Genomic DNA, 19989 nt, shown 5'->3' on the forward strand with positions numbered 1-19989 from the left:
CTGCGGATTTGAGTGACAAACCCATGCCAAAACGTACAGACATAAAAAGCATCCTGATTCTTGGTGCCGGCCCGATCGTGATCGGCCAGGCCTGCGAATTCGACTACTCCGGCGCCCAGGCCTGCAAGGCCCTGCGCGAAGAGGGTTACCGCGTCATCCTGGTGAACTCCAACCCGGCCACCATCATGACCGACCCGGCCATGGCCGACGCCACCTACATCGAACCGATCAAGTGGCAGACCGTCGCCAAGATCATCGAGAAGGAGCGCCCGGACGCCCTGCTGCCGACCATGGGTGGCCAGACCGCCCTGAACTGCGCCCTGGACCTGGAGCGCGAAGGCGTCCTCGAGAAGTTCGGCGTGGAAATGATCGGTGCCAACGCCGACACCATCGACAAGGCTGAAGACCGTTCGCGCTTCGACAAGGCGATGAAATCCATCGGCCTGGACTGCCCGCGCTCCGGTATCGCCCACAGCATGGAAGAGGCCAACGCGGTCCTCGAGAAGCTCGGCTTCCCGTGCATCATCCGTCCGTCCTTCACCATGGGCGGCACCGGTGGCGGTATCGCTTACAACCGTGAAGAGTTCGAAGAGATCTGTGCCCGTGGCCTGGACCTGTCGCCGACCAAGGAACTGTTGATCGACGAATCGCTGATCGGCTGGAAAGAGTACGAGATGGAGGTGGTCCGCGACAAAAAGGACAACTGCATCATCGTCTGCTCCATCGAGAACTTCGACCCGATGGGCGTGCACACCGGTGACTCGATCACCGTTGCGCCGGCACAGACCCTGACCGACAAGGAATACCAGATCCTGCGTAACGCCTCCCTGGCGGTACTGCGCGAGATCGGCGTGGAAACCGGTGGTTCCAACGTTCAGTTCGGCATTTGCCCGGACACCGGCCGCATGGTCGTGATCGAGATGAACCCGCGGGTTTCGCGCTCCTCGGCCCTGGCTTCGAAAGCCACCGGCTTCCCGATCGCCAAGGTCGCGGCCAAGCTGGCTGTGGGTTACACCCTGGACGAGCTGTCGAACGACATCACTGGCGGCAAGACCCCGGCGTCCTTCGAGCCGTCCATCGACTACGTCGTGACCAAGCTGCCGCGCTTCGCTTTCGAGAAATTCCCGAAAGCCGACGCCCGCCTGACCACCCAGATGAAGTCGGTCGGTGAAGTCATGGCCATCGGCCGGACCTTCCAGGAATCCCTGCAGAAAGCCCTGCGCGGCCTGGAAGTGGGCGTTTGCGGCCTGGACGAGAAGCTCGATCTGAGCAACCCGGAAAGCATGAGCGTGCTCAAGCGCGAACTGACCGTGCCGGGCGCCGAGCGCATCTGGTACGTGGCGGACGCCTTCCGTGCCGGCATGACCGTCGAAGACATCTTCGGCATGAACATGATCGACCCGTGGTTCCTGGTGCAGATCGAAGACCTGATCAAGGACGAAGAGAAGGTCAAGACCCTGGGTCTGTCGGCCATTGACCGCGACCTGATGTTCCGCCTCAAGCGCAAGGGCTTCTCCGACATGCGTCTGGCCAAGCTGCTGGGCGTGACCGAGAAAAACCTGCGGACCCATCGCCACAAGCTGGAAGTGTTCCCGGTCTACAAGCGCGTCGACACCTGCGCGGCCGAGTTCGCCACCGACACCGCCTACCTGTACTCGACGTATGAAGAAGAGTGCGAGGCCGCGCCATCGGGTCGCGACAAGATCATGATCCTCGGCGGCGGTCCGAACCGTATCGGCCAGGGCATCGAGTTCGACTACTGCTGCGTGCACGCGGCCCTGGCACTGCGTGAAGACGGGTACGAGACCATCATGGTCAACTGCAACCCGGAAACCGTGTCCACCGACTACGACACCTCCGATCGCCTGTACTTCGAGCCGGTGACCCTGGAAGACGTGCTGGAAATCGTCCGTGTCGAGAAGCCGAAGGGCGTGATCGTCCAGTACGGCGGCCAGACCCCGTTGAAACTGGCGCGTGCCCTGGAAGCGGCCGGTGTGCCGATCATCGGTACCAGCCCTGACGCCATCGACCGTGCCGAAGACCGCGAGCGCTTCCAGCAGATGGTCGAGCGCCTGAACCTGCGTCAGCCGCCAAACGCTACCGTGCGCAGCGAAGACGAAGCGATTCGTGCCGCGAGCAAGATCGGTTACCCGTTGGTGGTGCGTCCGTCCTACGTACTGGGCGGCCGGGCGATGGAAATCGTCTACGAAGAAGAAGAACTCAAGCGTTACCTGCGCGATGCGGTGAAAGTGTCCAACGACAGCCCGGTGCTGCTCGACCACTTCCTCAACTGCGCGATCGAAATGGACGTGGATGCGGTCTGCGACGGCACCGACGTGGTGATCGGCGCGATCATGCAGCACATCGAGCAGGCCGGTGTTCACTCCGGTGACTCCGCGTGCTCGCTGCCGCCTTACTCGCTGCCGGCACACGTCCAGGACGAGATGCGCGAACAGGTCAAGAAAATGGCCCTGGAGTTGGGCGTTGTCGGCCTGATGAACGTGCAGTTGGCCTTGCAGGGCGAAGACATCTACGTCATCGAAGTCAACCCGCGCGCCTCGCGTACCGTACCGTTCGTGTCGAAGTGCATCGGTGTCTCCCTGGCGATGATCGCGGCCCGCGTCATGGCCGGCAAGACTCTCAAGGAACTGAACTTCACCAAGGAAATCATTCCGAACTTCTACAGTGTGAAAGAGGCGGTCTTCCCATTCGCCAAATTCCCTGGCGTGGACCCGATCCTGGGCCCAGAGATGAAGTCCACCGGTGAAGTGATGGGTGTCGGCGACACTTTCGGCGAAGCGTTCGCCAAGGCGCAGATGGGGGCCAGCGAAGTGCTGCCGACCGGCGGTACTGCTTTCATCAGCGTGCGTGATGATGACAAGCCACTGGTTGCAGGCGTGGCTCGTGATCTGATCAACTTGGGCTTCGAAGTGGTGGCAACTGCCGGCACGGCCAAGCTGATCGAAGCGGCCGGCCTGAAAGTGCGTCGGGTCAACAAGGTGACAGAAGGTCGTCCACACGTCGTCGACATGATCAAGAATGACGAAGTCACCCTGATCATCAATACGACCGAAGGCCGTCAGTCGATCGCTGACTCGTATTCCATTCGTCGTAACGCGCTGCAGCACAAGATCTACTGCACCACGACCATTGCTGCTGGCGAAGCCATCTGCGAAGCGCTCAAGTTCGGTCCGGAGAAGACCGTGCGTCGCTTGCAGGATCTACACGCAGGATTGAAGGCATGACCAAATACCCCATGACCGTCCAGGGCGCCAAGGCCCTGGAAGAGGAGCACGCTCACCTGACCAAGGTCGTCCGTCCGAAGCTGAGCCAGGACATCGGGACGGCCCGCGAGCTGGGTGACTTGAAGGAAAACGCCGAATACCACGCTGCTCGTGAGCAGCAGGGCATGGTCGAGGCGCGGATCCGTGACATCGAAGGCCGCATGCAGAACGCGGTGATCATCGACGTCACGACCATCCCGCACACCGGCAAGGTGATTTTTGGCACCACCGTGGAGATCGCCAACGTCGAAACCGACGAAAGCGTGGTCTACCACATCGTGGGCGAAGACGAGGCCGACTTCAAACTCGGCAAGATCTCTGTCGGCTCGCCCCTGGCCCGCGCCTTGATTGCCAAGGAAGAGGGTGATGTGGTGGCTGTCAAAACGCCTGGTGGCGTTATCGAGTACGAGATTGTTGAAGTCCGCCACATCTGAACGCAGGCGCCCGCTGCGTGCGGGCGCCATGCTCTGGCAGCTGACCCAGATGCTCTGGGTGGGCGGCCTGTGGCTGCTGCACATCGGCTTGCTGCCGGTGTTGACGCAAATAGGCCTGGCACCGCTGTTGATCGATGAGATCAATAGCCTGCTAGGCTCTTTATTGATAGGGTTTGCAACGGCCTGTGTGGTCGTGCAGATTCTGGTGTTGCTCCAGGCCGAAGGCCGGGCAAGCCTGTGGCGCGATACGCGCGGGCAATTGCTGCTGATGTCGCTGTATGCGTGCGGGATGTATTTTGCGGTGCGGACCTGGCTGCCGGATGCGTTGCGCTGGCAGTTGTTCAGTTACCTGGTGCTTGGCCTTTGCGGCCTGGTGCTGGTGCTGCAACCGGTGCCGGGCGAGAGTGGCAGGGCACGCGCTGCGTACCCCTGACCCGTTCCTACGTCACTTGAAGCGGTGGACGTTGGACAACTGCTTGTTGACGCTGAAGTTCTTGCGATAGATCAGTGCCATCTTGCCGATGACTTGTACCAGATCCGCCTTGCCGGTCTTGCACAGCTGCGCAATGGCCTCCAGGCGCGATTCGCGGTCGAGGATATTGAGCTTGATCTTGATCAGCTCATGATCGCCCAATGCGCGTTCAAGCTCGGCTAACACACCTTCGGTCAAACCATTGTCAGCCACAGTCAATACTGGTTTCAGATGGTGGCCAATGGATTTGTACTGTTTCTTCTGCTCTTGAGTGAGCGGCATAATCTGACCCCTGCGTCTGATCTTGTAAAAAGCGGCGGCCAGTTTACCCGAGCGCGTCCGGGACCGCCCAGTTAATCGCGATTCGACTATTTTTTTGAGGTGGCCCGTGGCCCGTTCCAAGACTAGCCTTAATTGGCTGAAAGAGCATTTCAACGATCCGTACGTCAAAATGGCGCAAAAAGACGGCTATCGCTCCCGTGCCAGCTACAAATTGCTGGAGATCCAGGAGAAGGACCGGATTATTCGCCCGGGCATGAGCGTGATCGACCTCGGCGCTGCGCCGGGTGGCTGGTCCCAGGTGACCAGTCGTCTGATTGGCGGCAAGGGCCGTCTGATCGCGTCCGACATCCTGGACATGGACAGCATCCCCGATGTGACCTTCATCAAGGGCGACTTCACCGAGGACGCCGTACTGGCGCAAATCCTCGAAGCGGTGGGAAATTCCGAGGTGGACCTTGTGATTTCCGATATGGCCCCCAATATGAGTGGTACACCCGAAGTGGATATGCCGCGTTCGATGTTTCTTTGCGAGCTGGCACTCGATCTCGCCGGACGCGTCCTACGCCCCGGTGGTGATTTTTTGATCAAGGTTTTCCAAGGCGAAGGCTTCGACGAGTACCACAAGAACTTCCGCAAGCTGTTCGACAAGGTCCAGACGCGCAAGCCGACGTCTTCCCGTGATCGGTCCCGCGAGCAGTATCTGCTGGGCCGTGGCTTTCGCGGACGGACCGAGTAACTCGAGGTTCTTGGCAGGGGCGATAGGTTTTTCGTATTTCGCCCCGTGAGAATAAGCGCATATTGTGTAGTGATTGTTTCACAAAGGGTTACAGACGGCGCCTGCAGGATCTGTAGGTAATGTAGTAAGTTATGCCGGTGAATATCATGCGAAGCGCGCGCCAGTAGCGGATCCCGCTTCATGAGGGTAGTTAATTGAACGATATGGCAAAGAATCTGATCCTGTGGTTGATCATCGCGGCTGTCCTGGTGACAGTGATGAACAACTTCTCCAGCCCTAACGAGCCACAGACCCTCAACTACTCCGACTTCATCCAGCAGGTCAAGGATGGCAAAGTCGAGCGCGTTGCCGTGGACGGCTACGTAATCACCGGCAAGCGCAACGATGGCGACAGCTTCAAGACCATCCGTCCGGCGATCCAGGACAACGGCCTGATCGGCGACCTGGTGGACAACCACGTTGTGGTCGAAGGCAAACAGCCTGAACAGCAGAGCATCTGGACCCAGTTACTGGTGGCCAGCTTCCCGATCCTGGTGATCATCGCGGTGTTCATGTTCTTCATGCGCCAGATGCAGGGCGGCGCGGGCGGCAAGGGCGGACCGATGAGCTTCGGCAAGAGCAAGGCGCGCCTGCTTTCGGAAGACCAGGTGAAAACCACCCTGGCTGACGTGGCCGGCTGCGACGAAGCCAAGGAAGAAGTCGGCGAGCTGGTGGAGTTCCTCCGCGATCCGGGCAAGTTCCAGCGCCTGGGCGGTCGTATTCCCCGCGGCGTGCTGATGGTCGGTCCTCCGGGTACCGGTAAAACCTTGCTGGCCAAGGCGATTGCCGGCGAAGCCAAGGTGCCGTTCTTCACTATTTCCGGTTCCGACTTCGTCGAGATGTTCGTCGGTGTGGGTGCCAGCCGTGTCCGTGACATGTTCGAGCAGGCGAAGAAACACGCGCCGTGCATCATCTTCATCGACGAAATCGATGCGGTCGGTCGTCACCGCGGTGCCGGCATGGGCGGCGGTCACGATGAGCGCGAACAGACTCTCAACCAGTTGCTGGTGGAGATGGACGGTTTCGAAATGAACGACGGCATCATCGTGATTGCCGCAACCAACCGTCCTGACGTACTCGACCCGGCGCTGCTGCGTCCCGGTCGTTTCGACCGTCAGGTCGTGGTTGGCCTGCCGGACATCCGTGGTCGTGAACAGATTCTCAAAGTGCACATGCGCAAAGTGCCAATGGGCGACGACGTCGCACCGGCGGTGATTGCTCGCGGTACGCCGGGCTTCTCCGGTGCCGACCTGGCCAACCTGGTGAACGAGGCTTCCTTGTTCGCGGCACGTGCCGGCAAGCGCATTGTCGAGATGAAAGAGTTCGAGCTGGCGAAAGACAAGATCATGATGGGCGCCGAGCGCAAATCCATGGTCATGTCCGAGAAGGAAAAACAGAACACCGCGTATCACGAGGCCGGTCACGCCATTGTCGGTCGTGTGGTGCCCGAGCACGATCCGGTCTACAAGGTCTCGATCATCCCGCGCGGTCGTGCGCTGGGTGTGACCATGTTCCTGCCGGAAGAAGATCGCTACAGCCTGTCCAAGCGTGCGCTGATCAGCCAGATCTGCTCGCTGTACGGTGGCCGTATCGCTGAAGAGATGACCTTGGGCTTCGACGGTGTCACCACCGGCGCTTCCAACGACATCATGCGTGCCAGCCAGATTGCCCGGAACATGGTGACCAAGTGGGGCCTGTCCGAGAAATTGGGCCCGCTGATGTATGCCGATGAAGATCAGGAAGTGTTCCTGGGTCGCGGCGGTGGCGGTCAGAGCACCAGCTTCTCCGGCGAAACAGCCAAACTGATCGACTCGGAAGTGCGCAGCATCATTGATCAGTGCTATGGCACGGCCAAGCAGATCCTGACCGACAACCGCGACAAGCTCGACGCCATGGCGGACGCGCTGATGAAGTACGAAACCATCGATGCCGAGCAGATCGACGACATCATGGCCGGTCGCCCGCCGCGTGAACCGCGCGATTGGGAAGGTGGTTCGGGCACGTCGGGCACTCCGCCGGTGATCCAGAACGAACGACCTGAAGCGCCGATCGGCGGTCCTGCTGCTGATCATTAAGGTTTGAAATGACTTCTGTTCAGTCCTCGACCCGGTTGCCTTGCGGCAACCGGGTTCTTGATTTGGCCCAGACGCATGTCATGGGCATTCTCAACGTCACCCCTGATTCCTTTTCCGATGGCGGTCGTTTCAACCACCTCGATGCTGCCCTGCGCCATGCGCAGGCCATGGTCGAGGCGGGTGCGACGCTGATCGATATCGGTGGCGAGTCGACCCGTCCCGGTGCGCCCGTGGTGTCTCCTCTCGAGGAGCTGGAGCGTGTCGCGCCGGTGGTCGAGCGTATCCATCGGGAACTGGATGTGATCATCTCGGTCGATACGTCCACGCCAGAGGTCATGCTCGAGAGCGCGAGGTTGGGCGCAGGCCTGATCAATGACGTGCGTTCGCTGCGGCGTGACGGTGCCCTGCAGGCGGCTGCGGCCACCGGCTTGCCGGTCTGCCTGATGCACATGCTCGGCGAGCCGGGCAATATGCAGGACAACCCGCATTACGACGATGTGGCGCGTGAGGTGGTGGACTTTCTCGCTGAGCGCATGGCGCTGTGTGCGGCCGCTGGCATCGCGGCTGAACGCATCGTCCTTGACCCGGGGTTTGGTTTTGCCAAGACCCTGGCGCACAACCTGAGTCTGTTCAAGCATATGGAAGCGTTGCATACCCTGGGTCGGCCGCTCTTGGTCGGCGTCTCGCGCAAGAGCATGATAGGGCAGGCCCTTGGTCGCCCGGTCGGTGAACGCCTTTATGGCGGACTGGCCCTGGCTGCATTGGCGATGAGCAAGGGGGCGCGAATTCTTCGCGTGCACGATGTCGCTGAAACGGTCGACGTGGTGCGCATGATCGCCGCCGTTGACGCTGCACAATAAGAACGATGGAGCTCTGATGAAGAAAAAATACTTCGGCACCGACGGTATTCGTGGGCGCGTAGGGCAGTTCCCGATCACTCCGGAGTTCATGCTCAAGCTCGGTTGGGCCGCCGGCATGGCGTTCCGCAAGCTGGGTGCGTGCCGGGTGCTGGTGGGTAAGGACACGCGGATCTCCGGCTATATGTTCGAGTCCGCCCTGGAAGCCGGTCTTTCCGCTGCGGGCGCCGACGTGATGCTGCTGGGGCCGATGCCGACACCCGCCATCGCCTACCTGACCCGGACCTTTCATGCCGAGGCCGGGATCGTGATCAGCGCGTCCCACAATCCCCATGACGACAACGGCATCAAGTTTTTCTCCGGCGCGGGCACCAAGCTGCCGGATGAAGTCGAGCTGATGATCGAGGAGTTGCTCGATGCACCGATGACCGTGGTCGAGTCGGAAAAGCTCGGCAAGGTTTCGCGCATCAACGACGCGGCCGGTCGCTACATCGAATTCTGCAAGAGCAGTGTGCCGACCGGGACCAACCTCGCGGGCCTGAAGATTGTCATCGACTGCGCCCACGGTGCCACCTACAAGGTCGCGCCGAGTGTATTCCGTGAACTGGGCGCGCAAGTGATTGCCCTGTCGGCGGCGCCCAACGGCCTGAATATCAACGACAACTGCGGCTCGACGCACATGAAGCCGATCCAGGCGGCTGTGCTGGCTGAGCAGGCAGACCTGGGGATCGCCTTCGATGGTGACGGCGACCGGGTACTGATGGTCGATCACACCGGTGCCGTGGTCGATGGTGATGAGCTGGTGTTCATCATTGCCCGGGATATGGCGGAGCGTGGAAAGCTGAACGGCGGTGTGGTCGGGACCTTGATGAGCAACCTGGGTCTTGAGCTGGCGTTCAAGGAGTTGGACATTCCGTTCGTGCGCGCCAATGTCGGCGACCGTTATGTGATTGCCGAACTGCTGGAGCGTGAGTGGCTGGTGGGTGGCGAAAACTCCGGGCACATTCTCTGTCTGAATCACACCACCACCGGTGATGCGATCATCGCCGCGCTGCAAACCCTGATGGCCCTGCGGCGCCGCGGTGAAAGCCTGGCCCAGGCGCGCCAAGCGCTGCGCAAGTGCCCGCAGGTGCTGGTCAATGTGCGTTTCGCCGGTGGCGTCGACCCGGTCAAACACCCGAAGGTGGTGCAGGCCTGCGAGCAGGTCACCCAGGCCATGAATGGTCGTGGTCGCGTGCTGTTGCGCAAGTCCGGCACCGAGCCGCTGGTACGGGTCATGGTCGAAGGCGAAGACGAAGTTGTGGTCCGTGGTCACGCCGATGCCCTGGCAAAACTGGTGACTGAAGTTTGCGCCTGATTTCGGCTTGCCAGTAAGGATGTGGTTGGGTAACATCTGCGCCCACTTTGACCTGCGAGGTACAGCATGCGTCGCCCAATGGTAGCTGGTAACTGGAAGATGCACGGTACCCGCGCCAGCGTCGTCGAGCTGATCAAGGGTCTGCGTAACCTGGCCTTGCCGAACGGTGTGGACGTGGCGGTATTCCCGCCTTGCCTGCACATCAGCCAGGTGGTTGAGGGTTTGAAAGGCAAATCGATTTCGGTCGGTGCGCAGAACTCGGCAGTGGAATCCATGCAGGGTGCCCTGACCGGTGAGATTGCACCGAGCCAGTTGCTCGATGCAGGGTGTTCCCTGGTGTTGGTGGGGCACTCCGAGCGTCGCCTGATCATGGGTGAGACGGATCGCACGCTCAATCGCAAGTTTGCGGCAGCGCAAGCCTGTGGTCTGATCCCGGTGCTCTGTGTAGGGGAAACCCTGGAGCAGCGTGAGGCCGGCAAGACGCTGGAAGTGGTTTCGCGTCAGCTGGGCAGTATTATCGAGGAGCTGGGTGTCGGCGCTTTTGCCAAGGCTGTCATCGCTTACGAACCAGTCTGGGCCATTGGCACCGGGCTGACAGCTTCGCCGCAACAAGCGCAGGATGTGCACGCCGCCATCCGCGCGCAGTTGGCGGCAGAGAATTCTGAGGTCGCACAAGGTGTGCGGCTTCTATACGGCGGCAGCGTGAAGGCGGCCAATGCGGTCGAACTGTTCGGCATGCCGGATATCGATGGGGGGCTCATTGGTGGGGCTTCCCTGAATGCAGATGAGTTCGGTGCGATCTGTCGCGCCGCGGGAAACTGAAAAAATGCTGGAAACAGTCGTAGTCGTTCTTCATCTGTTGGGTGCACTGGGCGTTGTCGCTCTGGTATTGCTGCAACAGGGTAAAGGTGCGGACGCTGGTGCGTCTTTCGGAGCAGGTGCTTCAAATACTGTGTTCGGAAGCCAAGGTTCCTCTACCTTTCTTAGTAAGTTTACTGCTATACTTGCCGCAGGTTTCTTCATAACCAGCTTAGGGTTAGGTTACTTTGCTAAAGAGAAAGCTCATGAGCTGACTCAAGCAGGTTTGCCAAACCCGGCAGTGTTGGAAGTGCCAAAGCAGAAACCGGCATCTGACGATGTACCGGTGCTCCAGGAACCTAAGTCGGCCTCACCGACTGATGTACCCAAGGCTCCAGAGCAGAAGTAAAACGGGTTTCACGCTGTAAACGTTGTATTGCCGAGGTGGTGGAATTGGTAGACACGCAACCTTGAGGTGGTTGTGCCCATAGGGTGTAGGGGTTCGAGTCCCCTTCTCGGTACCAATTATCAGGAGAGCCCGCTGTTGCGGGCTTTCTTGTAGGTGGAAGGTTACATTGACCCTGCAAGGGATCGGTCGTATACTTCCGCCCCAGCTTTGTCGCGGGGTGGAGCAGTCTGGTAGCTCGTCGGGCTCATAACCCGAAGGTCGTCGGTTCAAATCCGGCCCCCGCAACCAGTTTTAGCGGAGCCCCTTTTCAGGGGCTTTTTGTTGGCTGGGTACTTCATGACGCCGCTGTTCGACGGCGTTTCAGGGATGGGCGATTCGCCCATTTTTTGTTTATTTCAATTGCATGCACAGAGATGCACGAGGGGGTTCAGGTGTCGAGCAAGCTAGAACAGTTGCAGGCCTTGTTGGCCCCGGTGGTCGTGGCCCTTGGCTATGAATGCTGGGGTATTGAGTATTCGGCTCAAGGTCGCCATTCCGTGTTGCGCGTTTATATCGATAAAGAAGGCGGTGTGCTGGTGGACGACTGCGCCATTGTCAGCCGTCAGATCAGTGGTGTTTTGGACGTCGAAGACCCCATCGCCAGTGAATACACCCTTGAGGTTTCCTCTCCTGGCATGGAACGCCCGCTGTTCACGATTGAACAGTTTGCCTCGCATGCCGGCGAACAAGTGAAGATCAAGTTGCGCTCGCCTTTCGAAGGTCGACGTAATTTTCAGGGCCTTCTGCGCGGAGTGGAAGAGCAGGACGTCGTGGTGCAGGTGGAAGACCACGAGTTTCTGTTGCCGATCGATTTGATCGACAAGGCCAACATTATTCCCAGTTTTGACTGAGACGCGGATCCCGCGGATCCAATGGCTTGCGAAAGGCGAGGCGTACGATGAGCAAAGAAGTATTGCTGGTTGTTGAGTCGGTATCCAACGAAAAGGGTGTACCGGCAAGCGTGATTTTTGAGGCGCTGGAGATTGCTCTGGCGACCGCTACCAAGAAGCGCTTTGAAGACGAAGTTGACCTGCGTGTGGAAATCAACCGCCACACCGGTGCCTATGAGACTTTCCGTCGCTGGACGGTCGTCGAGGAAGCCGATCTTGATGATCCGGCGATCGAGACCTGGCCGAGCAAAGTGGCGGAAACCCATCCGGGTGCCAAGGTTGGTGACGTTGTCGAGGACAAGATCGAGTCCATCGAGTTCGGTCGCATCGCCGCTCAGACCGCCAAGCAAGTCATTGTGCAGAAGGTTCGCGAAGCCGAGCGTGCACAGGTTGTTGACGCCTATCGCGAGCGCCTGGGGGAAATCATCTCCGGCACCGTGAAGAAAGTCACCCGTGACAACGTCATCGTTGACCTGGGTAACAACGCCGAAGCGCTGCTGGCCCGCGAAGACATCATTTCCCGCGAGACTTTCCGCGTTGGCGTGCGCGTGCGCGCCTTGCTCAAGGAAATCCGCACCGAGAACCGTGGCCCTCAGTTGATCCTGTCGCGTACCGCGCCGGAAATGCTGATCGAGCTGTTCCGTATCGAAGTGCCGGAAATCGCTGAAGGCCTGATCGAAGTGATGGCCGCCTCCCGTGATCCGGGTTCGCGTGCCAAGATCGCGGTCCGCTCCAAGGACAAACGCATCGACCCGCAAGGCGCGTGCATTGGTATGCGTGGTTCGCGCGTCCAGGCCGTCTCCGGCGAGTTGGGTGGCGAGCGCGTGGACATCGTCCTGTGGGACGACAACCCGGCGCAGTTCGTGATCAACGCCATGTCGCCGGCGGAAGTCGCGGCAATTATTGTTGACGAGGATGCCCACGCGATGGACATCGCCGTCGGCGCAGACAATCTCGCTCAGGCCATTGGTCGCGGTGGTCAGAACGTGCGTCTGGCCAGCCAGTTGACCGGCTGGACCCTGAACGTGATGACCGAATCGGACATCCAGGCTAAGCAGCAAGCAGAGACCGGTGACATTCTGCGCAACTTCATCGACGAGCTGGAAGTCGACGAAGATCTGGCGCAGGTACTGGTTGATGAAGGCTTTACCAGCCTGGAAGAGATTGCCTACGTACCGTTGGAAGAAATGCTCAACATCGATGGCTTTGACGAAGACACCGTCAACGAGCTTCGCGCTCGGGCCAAGGATCGTTTGTTGACTAAAGCCATCGCTACTGAGGAAAAGCTGGCAGACGCCCATCCGGCCGAAGACCTGCTCTCGCTTGAGGGTATGGACAAGGATTTGGCGATGGAACTGGCGGTGCGCGGCGTAATTACCCGCGAAGACCTGGCCGAGCAGTCTATTGACGACCTGCTCGACATCGACGGCATTGACGATGATCGTGCCGGCAAGTTGATCATGGCCGCCCGAGCCCATTGGTTCGAGTAATAGGCGCGGCCTGAGGAGAGAAGTGCATGACGCAAGTCACGGTGAAACAACTGGCCGATGAGGTCAAAACACCGGTAGAGCGCCTGTTGCAGCAGATGCGTGAGGCAGGTCTGCCGCACACCGCCGCCGAAGAAGGTGTGAGCGATAGTGAGAAGCAGTCTTTGCTGACTCACTTGAAGAGCAGCCACAAGGCGAAAGTGGAAGAACCGCGCAAGATTACTTTGCAGCGCAAAACCACCAGCACCTTGCGGGTAGCTGGTAGCAAGAGCATCAGCGTTGAAGTACGCAAGAAGAAAGTCTTCGTACAGCGCAGCCCGGAAGAAATCGAAGCCGAGCGCAAACGCGAACTGGAAGAACGTCGTGCAGTAGAAAATGCTGCCCGTCAGAAGGCTGAAGAAGAAAGCAAGCGTCGCGCCGAAGAAGAAGCGCGCCGCCAGCCTGCTGCTGCTCCAGGGAACGCTGCGGTGGTCGAGGCTGTTGCCCCGGCTCCTGTGGTCGCTGCCGAACCTGTTCGTGAAGCCCCAGTGGCAGCACCTGCACCGGCCGCCGAGCGCAAGCGCGAAGAGCCGCGTCGCCCTGACAAACCACGTGCCGACGATAGCAATCGCCGTAGCGGCAGTGGCGATGGCGAGCGCAAGAACGCTCCGCATCGTGCTTCGGTCAAGGAAAAGGCTCCGGCGCCACGTGTGGCACCGCGCACTACCGACGAAGAAAGCGACGGTTTCCGTCGTGGCGGTCGCGGCAAAGCCAAGCTGAAGAAACGCAACGCCCACGGTTTCCAGAGCCCTACCGGCCCTATCGTGCGTGAAGTGAAGATCGGCGAGACCATCACTGTTGGCGATCTCGCCCAGCAGATGTCGGTCAAGGCTGCTGAGATCATCAAGTTCATGTTCAAGCTGGGTACTCCGGCCACCATCAACCAGGTTCTGGATCAGGAAACTGCCCAGCTGGTTGCTGAAGAACTGGGCCACAAAGTGACCCTGGTCAGCGACACCGCCCTGGAAGATTCCCTGGCCGAGTCCCTGAAGTTCGAAGGTGAAGCGTTCTCCCGTGCACCGGTCGTGACCGTCATGGGCCACGTTGACCACGGTAAGACCTCGCTGCTCGACTACATCCGTCGTGCCAAGGTAGCGGCTGGCGAAGCCGGCGGTATCACCCAGCACATCGGTGCGTACCACGTTGAAACCGATCGCGGCATGGTCACGTTCCTCGACACCCCAGGTCACGCCGCGTTTACCGCCATGCGTGCCCGTGGTGCCAAGGCCACTGACATCGTGATCCTGGTGGTTGCAGCGGACGACGGCGTGATGCCGCAGACCGTTGAAGCTGTCCAGCACGCCAAGGCTGCCGGTGTTCCACTGGTGGTTGCCGTGAACAAGATCGACAAGCCGGGCGCCGATCTCGATCGCATCCGTAGCGAACTGTCGGTTCATGGCGTGACCTCGGAAGAGTGGGGCGGCGACACCCCGTTCGTATCGGTTTCGGCGAAAGTCGGTACCGGTGTGGACGAGTTGCTCGAAGCTGTCCTGCTGCAGGCCGAAGTCCTGGAATTGAAAGCGACTCCGTCGGCTCCTGGCCGTGGCGTCGTGGTTGAATCGCGTCTCGACAAAGGTCGTGGCCCGGTCGCTACTGTTCTGGTTCAAGACGGTACCCTGCGCCAAGGCGACATGGTCCTGGTCGGTTCGAACTATGGCCGTGTACGGGCCATGCTCGACGAGAACGGCAAGCCAATCAAGGAAGCCGGTCCTTCCATCCCTGTCGAGATCCTCGGCCTGGACGGTACCCCGGACGCTGGCGACGAGATGAGCGTTGTAGCCGACGAGAAGAAAGCCCGTGAAGTGGCTCTGTTCCGTCAAGGCAAGTTCCGCGAAGTGAAACTGGCCCGTGCTCACGCCGGCAAGCTGGAAAACATCTTCGAGAACATGGGCCAGGAAGAGAAGAAGACGCTTAACATCGTCCTCAAATCCGACGTCCGTGGTTCGTTGGAAGCACTGCAAGGTGCGCTCAACGGCTTGGGTAACGATGAAGTGCAAGTGCGCGTTGTCGGTGGCGGTGTCGGTGGTATCACCGAATCCGACGCCAACCTGGCACTGGCCTCCAGCGCTGTACTGTTCGGCTTCAACGTGCGTGCCGATGCTGGCGCACGGAAGATCGTCGAGCAGGAAGGTCTGGACATGCGTTACTACAACGTGATCTACGACATCATCGAAGACGTCAAGAAAGCGTTGACCGGTATGCTGGGCAGCGACGTCCGGGAGAACATCCTGGGTATCGCCGAAGTCCGCGACGTGTTCCGTTCGCCGAAGTTTGGCGCGATCGCCGGTTGCATGGTGATCGAGGGTACGGTTCACCGTAACCGTCCGATCCGCGTACTGCGTGAAGACATCGTTATCTTCGAAGGCGAGCTGGAATCCCTGCGCCGCTTCAAGGATGACGCTTCCGAAGTCCGTGCCGGCATGGAATGCGGTATCGGCGTGAAGAGCTACAACGACGTCAAAGTCGGTGACAAGATCGAAGTCTTCGAGAAGGTTCAGGTTGCTCGCAGCCTCTGACTCGCGTACTTCAAGGGCCACGCTGAGTCGTCGCATGCAAATGCGCGGCACAGCGGCAGGACTCTAAACGCAACGCCCGGTCCGGCTTCTGCCAGGCCGGGCGTTTGCCGCTTTCAGACCTTGCGGGTTTCACCGCAGGGCAGCTACAGGTAACAAGACATGGCAAAAGAATACAGCCGTACCCAACGTATCGGCGACCAGATGCAGCGTGAACTCGCACAGCTGATCCGTCGTGAAGTCAAAGACCCACGCGTCGGCCTGGTGACCATCACCGCCGTCGACGTCAGCCGTGACGTCGGCCACGCGAAGATCTTTATCACCGTGATGGGCCAGGACAACCCGGAAGACATCGCCCAGAGCATCAAGGTGCTCAACGCGGCGGCGGGCTTCCTGCGTATGCAACTGGCTCGTGAAATGAAGCTGCGCAGCGTGCCGCAGTTGCACTTCCACTACGACGAAAGCGTCGTGCGTGGCGCGCACCTGTCGGCGTTGATCGAGCGTGCCGTGGCCGAAGACAGCCAGCATGTCGGCGACGCCGCTGCGCCAGGCAGCACTCCAGAAGACGCCGGGGAGTAATCGGTGGCTCAGGTCAAACGTATCCGTCGTAATGTCAGCGGCATCATCCTGCTGGACAAGCCGTTGGGGTTCACCTCCAACGCGGCCCTGCAGAAGGTTCGCTGGTTGCTCAACGCCGAGAAGGCCGGCCACACCGGCAGTCTCGATCCGCTGGCCACCGGTGTGCTGCCGCTGTGCTTTGGCGAGGCCACCAAGTTCTCGCAATACCTGCTCGATTCCGACAAGGGTTACGAAACCCTGATGCAACTGGGCAAGACCACCACCACCGCGGACGCTGAAGGCGACGTTTTGCAGACGCGCCCGGTGACCGTTGGTCGTGCCGATATTGAAGCGGTGTTGCCGGAATTTCGCGGTCAAATCAGTCAGATACCGCCGATGTACTCAGCGCTCAAGCGTGACGGACAGCCGTTGTACAAGCTGGCCCGTGCCGGTGAAGTAGTGGAGCGTGAACCGCGTTCTGTTACTATTGCGCGCTTGGAATTGCTGGCCAGCGAGGGTGATACTGCCCGGCTGGTGGTGGACTGCAGCAAGGGCACCTATATTCGTACCCTGGTGGAGGATATCGGTGAGAAGCTCGGTTGTGGCGCGTACGTGGCTGAATTGCGACGGACCCAGGCCGGCCCCTTCACCTTGCCCCAGACCGTTACGCTGGAAGAGCTCGAGGCCGTGCATGCCGAAGGTGGCAATGAAGCGGTTGATCGCTTCCTCATGCCCTCGGACAGTGGTCTGCTAGACTGGCCGCTGCTGCATTTTTCCGAGCACAGTGCGTTCTACTGGCTCAACGGCCAGCCGGTACGTGCTCCGGATGCACCGAAGTTCGGCATGGTGCGGGTACAGGATCACAACGGTCGTTTCATCGGTATCGGTGAAGTGAGCGAAGACGGGCGCATCGCGCCGCGTCGACTGATTCGGTCAGAATGACCGGAAACCAGTCTGTGTCAAAGCAGGCTGGAGAGGGTGGCTGTCAACAGGCACGGTCACTGCTCATTTATAGATACAGGGATTTGTCCCTGGCCTGTTGAAACTGTTTTTTTGAAACAGTTTCTTGATAAAAGGATTGCCTCATGGCTCTCAACGTTGAAGAAAAAGCTCAAATCGTTACCGACTACCAGCAAGCCGTTGGTGATACTGGTTCGCCAGAAGTGCAAGTTGCACTGCTGACCGCCAACATCAACAAACTGCAAGGTCACTTCAAGGCCAACGGTAAAGATCACCACTCCCGTCGTGGTCTGATCCGCATGGTTAACCAGCGTCGTAAGCTGCTGGACTACCTGAAAGGCAAAGACGTGAGCCGTTACAGCGCTCTGATCGGTCGCCTGGGTCTGCGTCGCTAATCAGCGATTGCGCTATGAGGTTGGTTGTTTGCCGTGTGTCAGTGGGTTTCCCGCAGGCGCATGGCAAGCTCCCAGCCTCTAGTTTTATCTGAGTACCTGCTTTACCCCAAGGCAGTATCTGGACAATCACAGTCGGGCCGATTCCCGCCGTTGCCCAAGAATTTCGCAAGAAGACAAGTTCCCCAAGAGCCACAAAAGAAGGTAGGACACCGTGAACCCGGTCATCAAAAAATTCCAGTTCGGTCAGTCGACCGTTACCCTCGAGACAGGCCGTATCGCCCGTCAGGCTTCCGGCGCAGTTTTGGTCACCGTTGACGACGACGTCAGCGTATTGGTGACCGTTGTCGGTGCCAAGCATGCGGACCCAAGCAAGGGCTTCTTCCCGCTGTCCGTGCACTACCAGGAAAAAACCTACGCTGCCGGCAAGATCCCTGGTGGCTTCTTCAAGCGTGAAGGCCGTCCTTCCGAAAAAGAAACCCTGACTTCGCGCCTGATCGACCGTCCGATCCGCCCGCTGTTCCCTGAAGGTTTCATGAACGAAGTGCAGGTTGTCTGCACCGTCGTTTCCACCAGCAAGAAGACCGATCCGGACATCGCTGCGATGATCGGTACCTCGGCAGCCCTGGCCATCTCCGGTATTCCTTTCGATGGCCCGATCGGCGCCGCGCGCGTAGCTTTCCACGAAAGCACCGGCTACCTGCTGAACCCGACTTACGAGCAACAGAAAGCTTCGAGCCTGGACATGGTCGTTGCCGGTACCTCGGAAGCCGTACTGATGGTTGAATCGGAAGCCAAAGAGCTGACCGAAGACCAGATGTTGGGCGCCGTACTGTTCGCCCACGACGAATTCCAGGTGGTGATCCAGGCTGTCAAAGAGCTGGCTGCCGAAGCTGCCAAGCCAACCTGGACCTGGGCTGCCGCTCCAGAAGCCACCGCGCTGCTGGGCGCGATCCGTGCCGAGTTCGGCGACGCGATCTCCCAGGCTTACACCATCACCGTCAAGGCTGACCGTTACGCACGTCTGGGCGAACTGAAAGATCAGGTCGTTGCCAAGCTGTCCGGTGAAGAAGGCCAGCCTTCTTCCAGCGAAGTGAAAGCGGCTTTCGGCGAAATCGAATACCGCACCGTTCGCGAAAACATCGTCAACGGCAAGCCACGTATCGACGGCCGCGACACCAAGACCGTACGTCCGCTGAACATCGAAGTCGGTGTTCTGCCGAAGACCCACGGTTCGGCCCTGTTCACCCGTGGCGAAACCCAGGCCCTGGTTGTTGCAACACTGGGTACTGCCCGTGATGCACAGCTGCTGGACACCCTGGAAGGCGAGAAAAAAGACCCCTTCATGCTGCACTACAACTTCCCTCCGTTCTCGGTGGGCGAGTGTGGTCGCATGGGCGGTGCAGGTCGTCGTGAAATCGGTCACGGTCGTCTGGCCCGTCGTTCGGTCCAGGCCATGCTGCCGGATGCTGCTGAATTCCCGTACACCATCCGTGTGGTATCGGAAATCACCGAATCCAACGGTTCGAGCTCGATGGCTTCGGTCTGCGGTGCTTCCCTGGCCCTGATGGACGCCGGTGTGCCGATGAAGGCACCGGTTGCCGGTATCGCCATGGGTCTGGTCAAGGAAGGCGAGAAGTTCGCCATCCTGACCGACATCCTGGGTGACGAAGACCACCTCGGCGACATGGACTTCAAAGTAGCCGGTACCGCCAAAGGTGTTACCGCGCTGCAGATGGACATCAAGATCAAGGGCATCACCGAAGAAATCATGGAAATCGCTCTGGGCCAAGCCCTGGAAGCGCGCCTGAATATCCTCGGCCAGATGAACCAGATCATTGGTCAGTCCCGCACCGAGCTGTCGGAAAATGCTCCGACCATGATCGCGATGAAAATCGACACCGACAAAATCCGTGATGTCATCGGTAAAGGCGGCGCGACCATCCGTGCGATCTGTGAAGAGACCAAGGCTTCGATCGACATCGAAGACGACGGCTCGATCAAGATCTTCGGCGAAACCAAGGAAGCGGCAGAAGCAGCTCGTCAGCGCGTCCTGGGCATCACCGCGGAAGCTGAAATCGGCAAGATCTACGTCGGTAAGGTTGAGCGCATCGTCGACTTCGGCGCATTCGTCAACATCCTGCCAGGCAAGGACGGTCTGGTTCACATCTCCATGCTGAGCGACGCTCGCGTAGAGAAAGTGACCGACATCCTGAAAGAAGGCCAGGAAGTGGAAGTGCTGGTACTGGACGTGGACAACCGCGGCCGTATCAAGCTGTCCATCAAGGACGTTGCAGCAGCCAAGGCGTCGGGCGTTTAATCGCGCTTCGACTTCCGGCTGAGAAAAAGCACCCTTCGGGGTGCTTTT

17 protein-coding genes and 2 tRNA genes are annotated in these 19989 nt (G+C 59.6%); 18 read left to right on the forward strand and 1 reads right to left on the reverse strand.

Going from position 1 to position 19989, the window contains the following annotated elements; all coding sequences use genetic code 11:
- The first annotated feature begins 23 nt into the window (after nt 1-23).
- From carB to HX866_RS29685, 3 genes are read left to right on the forward strand one after another with little or no spacing between them, the layout of a single operon-like run.
- Complete coding sequence (gene carB, locus HX866_RS29675) at nt 24-3245, forward strand: carbamoyl-phosphate synthase large subunit (protein WP_177090304.1); 3222 nt, start codon at nt 24-26, stop codon at nt 3243-3245.
- Nucleotides 3242-3718 (forward strand): transcription elongation factor GreA, encoded by a 477-nt coding sequence (gene greA, locus HX866_RS29680; RefSeq protein ID WP_024077441.1) that lies wholly within the window; start codon nt 3242-3244, stop codon nt 3716-3718. Before carB ends, greA begins: the two co-directional genes overlap by 4 nt.
- 28 nt (nt 3719-3746) lie before the next feature.
- A complete protein-coding gene (locus HX866_RS29685) occupies nt 3747-4151 on the forward strand; it encodes an MFS transporter (protein ID WP_177090302.1) in 405 nt (134 codons plus the stop codon).
- 12 nt (nt 4152-4163) lie between these two features.
- Here the strand turns inward: HX866_RS29685 and HX866_RS29690 are convergent, their stop codons facing one another.
- The gene (locus HX866_RS29690) at nt 4164-4472 is read right to left on the reverse strand and encodes a YhbY family RNA-binding protein (protein ID WP_177090300.1); all 309 of its coding nucleotides are present in this window, start codon (nt 4470-4472) and stop codon (nt 4164-4166) included.
- Nucleotides 4473-4578: 106 nt separating this feature from the next.
- Between HX866_RS29690 and rlmE the strand changes: the two genes are divergently transcribed.
- From rlmE to pnp, 15 genes are all read left to right on the forward strand, one after another.
- A complete protein-coding gene (gene rlmE, locus HX866_RS29695; RefSeq protein ID WP_177090298.1) occupies nt 4579-5208 on the forward strand; it encodes a 23S rRNA (uridine(2552)-2'-O)-methyltransferase RlmE in 630 nt (209 codons plus the stop codon).
- Nucleotides 5209-5411: 203 nt separating this feature from the next.
- Entirely contained in the window at nt 5412-7322 is a 1911-nt protein-coding gene (ftsH, locus tag HX866_RS29700; protein ID WP_177090296.1) for an ATP-dependent zinc metalloprotease FtsH, read from the forward strand.
- An 8-nt stretch (nt 7323-7330) separates the two neighbouring features.
- On the forward strand, nt 7331-8182 hold the full coding sequence (gene folP, locus HX866_RS29705; RefSeq protein ID WP_177140976.1) for a dihydropteroate synthase: 852 nt from the start codon (nt 7331-7333) through the stop codon (nt 8180-8182).
- A 16-nt stretch (nt 8183-8198) separates the two neighbouring features.
- Nucleotides 8199-9536, forward strand: a complete 1338-nt coding sequence (gene glmM / locus HX866_RS29710) for a phosphoglucosamine mutase (RefSeq protein WP_177090292.1) — start codon at nt 8199-8201, stop codon at nt 9534-9536.
- 66 nt (nt 9537-9602) lie between these two features.
- Nucleotides 9603-10358 carry a triose-phosphate isomerase gene (tpiA, locus tag HX866_RS29715; RefSeq protein WP_177090290.1) on the forward strand — a complete coding sequence of 252 codons (756 nt, stop codon included), beginning with the start codon at nt 9603-9605 and terminating at the stop codon, nt 10356-10358.
- 4 nt (nt 10359-10362) lie between these two features.
- Nucleotides 10363-10743, forward strand: coding sequence for a preprotein translocase subunit SecG (gene secG, locus HX866_RS29720; RefSeq protein WP_177090288.1), 381 nt, complete (start codon nt 10363-10365; stop codon nt 10741-10743).
- Between the two features lie 29 nt (nt 10744-10772).
- Nucleotides 10773-10858: transfer RNA gene (locus HX866_RS29725), tRNA-Leu, on the forward strand.
- A 96-nt stretch (nt 10859-10954) separates the two neighbouring features.
- Nucleotides 10955-11031: transfer RNA gene (locus HX866_RS29730), tRNA-Met, on the forward strand.
- Between the two features lie 143 nt (nt 11032-11174).
- Entirely contained in the window at nt 11175-11633 is a 459-nt protein-coding gene (gene rimP, locus HX866_RS29735; RefSeq protein WP_177090286.1) for a ribosome maturation factor RimP, read from the forward strand.
- A gap of 47 nt (nt 11634-11680) precedes the next feature.
- Complete coding sequence (gene nusA / locus HX866_RS29740) at nt 11681-13162, forward strand: transcription termination factor NusA (protein ID WP_100939596.1); 1482 nt, start codon at nt 11681-11683, stop codon at nt 13160-13162.
- Between the two features lie 26 nt (nt 13163-13188).
- Nucleotides 13189-15714 carry a translation initiation factor IF-2 gene (infB, locus tag HX866_RS29745; protein ID WP_177090284.1) on the forward strand — a complete coding sequence of 842 codons (2526 nt, stop codon included), beginning with the start codon at nt 13189-13191 and terminating at the stop codon, nt 15712-15714.
- 159 nt (nt 15715-15873) lie between these two features.
- Nucleotides 15874-16290 carry a 30S ribosome-binding factor RbfA gene (gene rbfA, locus HX866_RS29750; RefSeq protein WP_177090282.1) on the forward strand — a complete coding sequence of 139 codons (417 nt, stop codon included), beginning with the start codon at nt 15874-15876 and terminating at the stop codon, nt 16288-16290.
- Between the two features lie 3 nt (nt 16291-16293).
- Nucleotides 16294-17211 carry a tRNA pseudouridine(55) synthase TruB gene (gene truB, locus HX866_RS29755; RefSeq protein ID WP_177090280.1) on the forward strand — a complete coding sequence of 306 codons (918 nt, stop codon included), beginning with the start codon at nt 16294-16296 and terminating at the stop codon, nt 17209-17211.
- Between the two features lie 143 nt (nt 17212-17354).
- Nucleotides 17355-17624, forward strand: coding sequence for a 30S ribosomal protein S15 (gene rpsO, locus HX866_RS29760; RefSeq protein ID WP_177090278.1), 270 nt, complete (start codon nt 17355-17357; stop codon nt 17622-17624).
- Nucleotides 17625-17835: 211 nt separating this feature from the next.
- The gene (pnp, locus tag HX866_RS29765; protein ID WP_177090276.1) at nt 17836-19941 is read left to right on the forward strand and encodes a polyribonucleotide nucleotidyltransferase; all 2106 of its coding nucleotides are present in this window, start codon (nt 17836-17838) and stop codon (nt 19939-19941) included.
- Nucleotides 19942-19989: the final 48 nt, after the last annotated feature.

The organism is Pseudomonas gingeri (genome assembly GCF_013386165.1).
GTDB classification, from domain to species: Bacteria; Pseudomonadota; Gammaproteobacteria; order Pseudomonadales; family Pseudomonadaceae; genus Aquipseudomonas; species Aquipseudomonas gingeri_C.

Coding starts and splice junctions, on each gene's coding strand:
- carB (WP_177090304.1), top strand. CDS start 24: ATGCCAAAACGTACAGACATAAAAAGCATCCTGATTCTTGGTGCCGGC.
- greA (WP_024077441.1), top strand. CDS start 3,242: ATGACCAAATACCCCATGACCGTCCAGGGCGCCAAGGCCCTGGAAGAG.
- HX866_RS29685 (WP_177090302.1), top strand. CDS start 3,747: ATGCTCTGGCAGCTGACCCAGATGCTCTGGGTGGGCGGCCTGTGGCTG.
- HX866_RS29690 (WP_177090300.1), bottom strand. CDS start 4,472: ATGCCGCTCACTCAAGAGCAGAAGAAACAGTACAAATCCATTGGCCAC.
- ftsH (WP_177090296.1), top strand. CDS start 5,412: ATGGCAAAGAATCTGATCCTGTGGTTGATCATCGCGGCTGTCCTGGTG.
- folP (WP_177140976.1), top strand. CDS start 7,331: ATGACTTCTGTTCAGTCCTCGACCCGGTTGCCTTGCGGCAACCGGGTT.
- glmM (WP_177090292.1), top strand. CDS start 8,199: ATGAAGAAAAAATACTTCGGCACCGACGGTATTCGTGGGCGCGTAGGG.
- tpiA (WP_177090290.1), top strand. CDS start 9,603: ATGCGTCGCCCAATGGTAGCTGGTAACTGGAAGATGCACGGTACCCGC.
- secG (WP_177090288.1), top strand. CDS start 10,363: ATGCTGGAAACAGTCGTAGTCGTTCTTCATCTGTTGGGTGCACTGGGC.
- nusA (WP_100939596.1), top strand. CDS start 11,681: ATGAGCAAAGAAGTATTGCTGGTTGTTGAGTCGGTATCCAACGAAAAG.
- infB (WP_177090284.1), top strand. CDS start 13,189: ATGACGCAAGTCACGGTGAAACAACTGGCCGATGAGGTCAAAACACCG.
- rbfA (WP_177090282.1), top strand. CDS start 15,874: ATGGCAAAAGAATACAGCCGTACCCAACGTATCGGCGACCAGATGCAG.
- rpsO (WP_177090278.1), top strand. CDS start 17,355: ATGGCTCTCAACGTTGAAGAAAAAGCTCAAATCGTTACCGACTACCAG.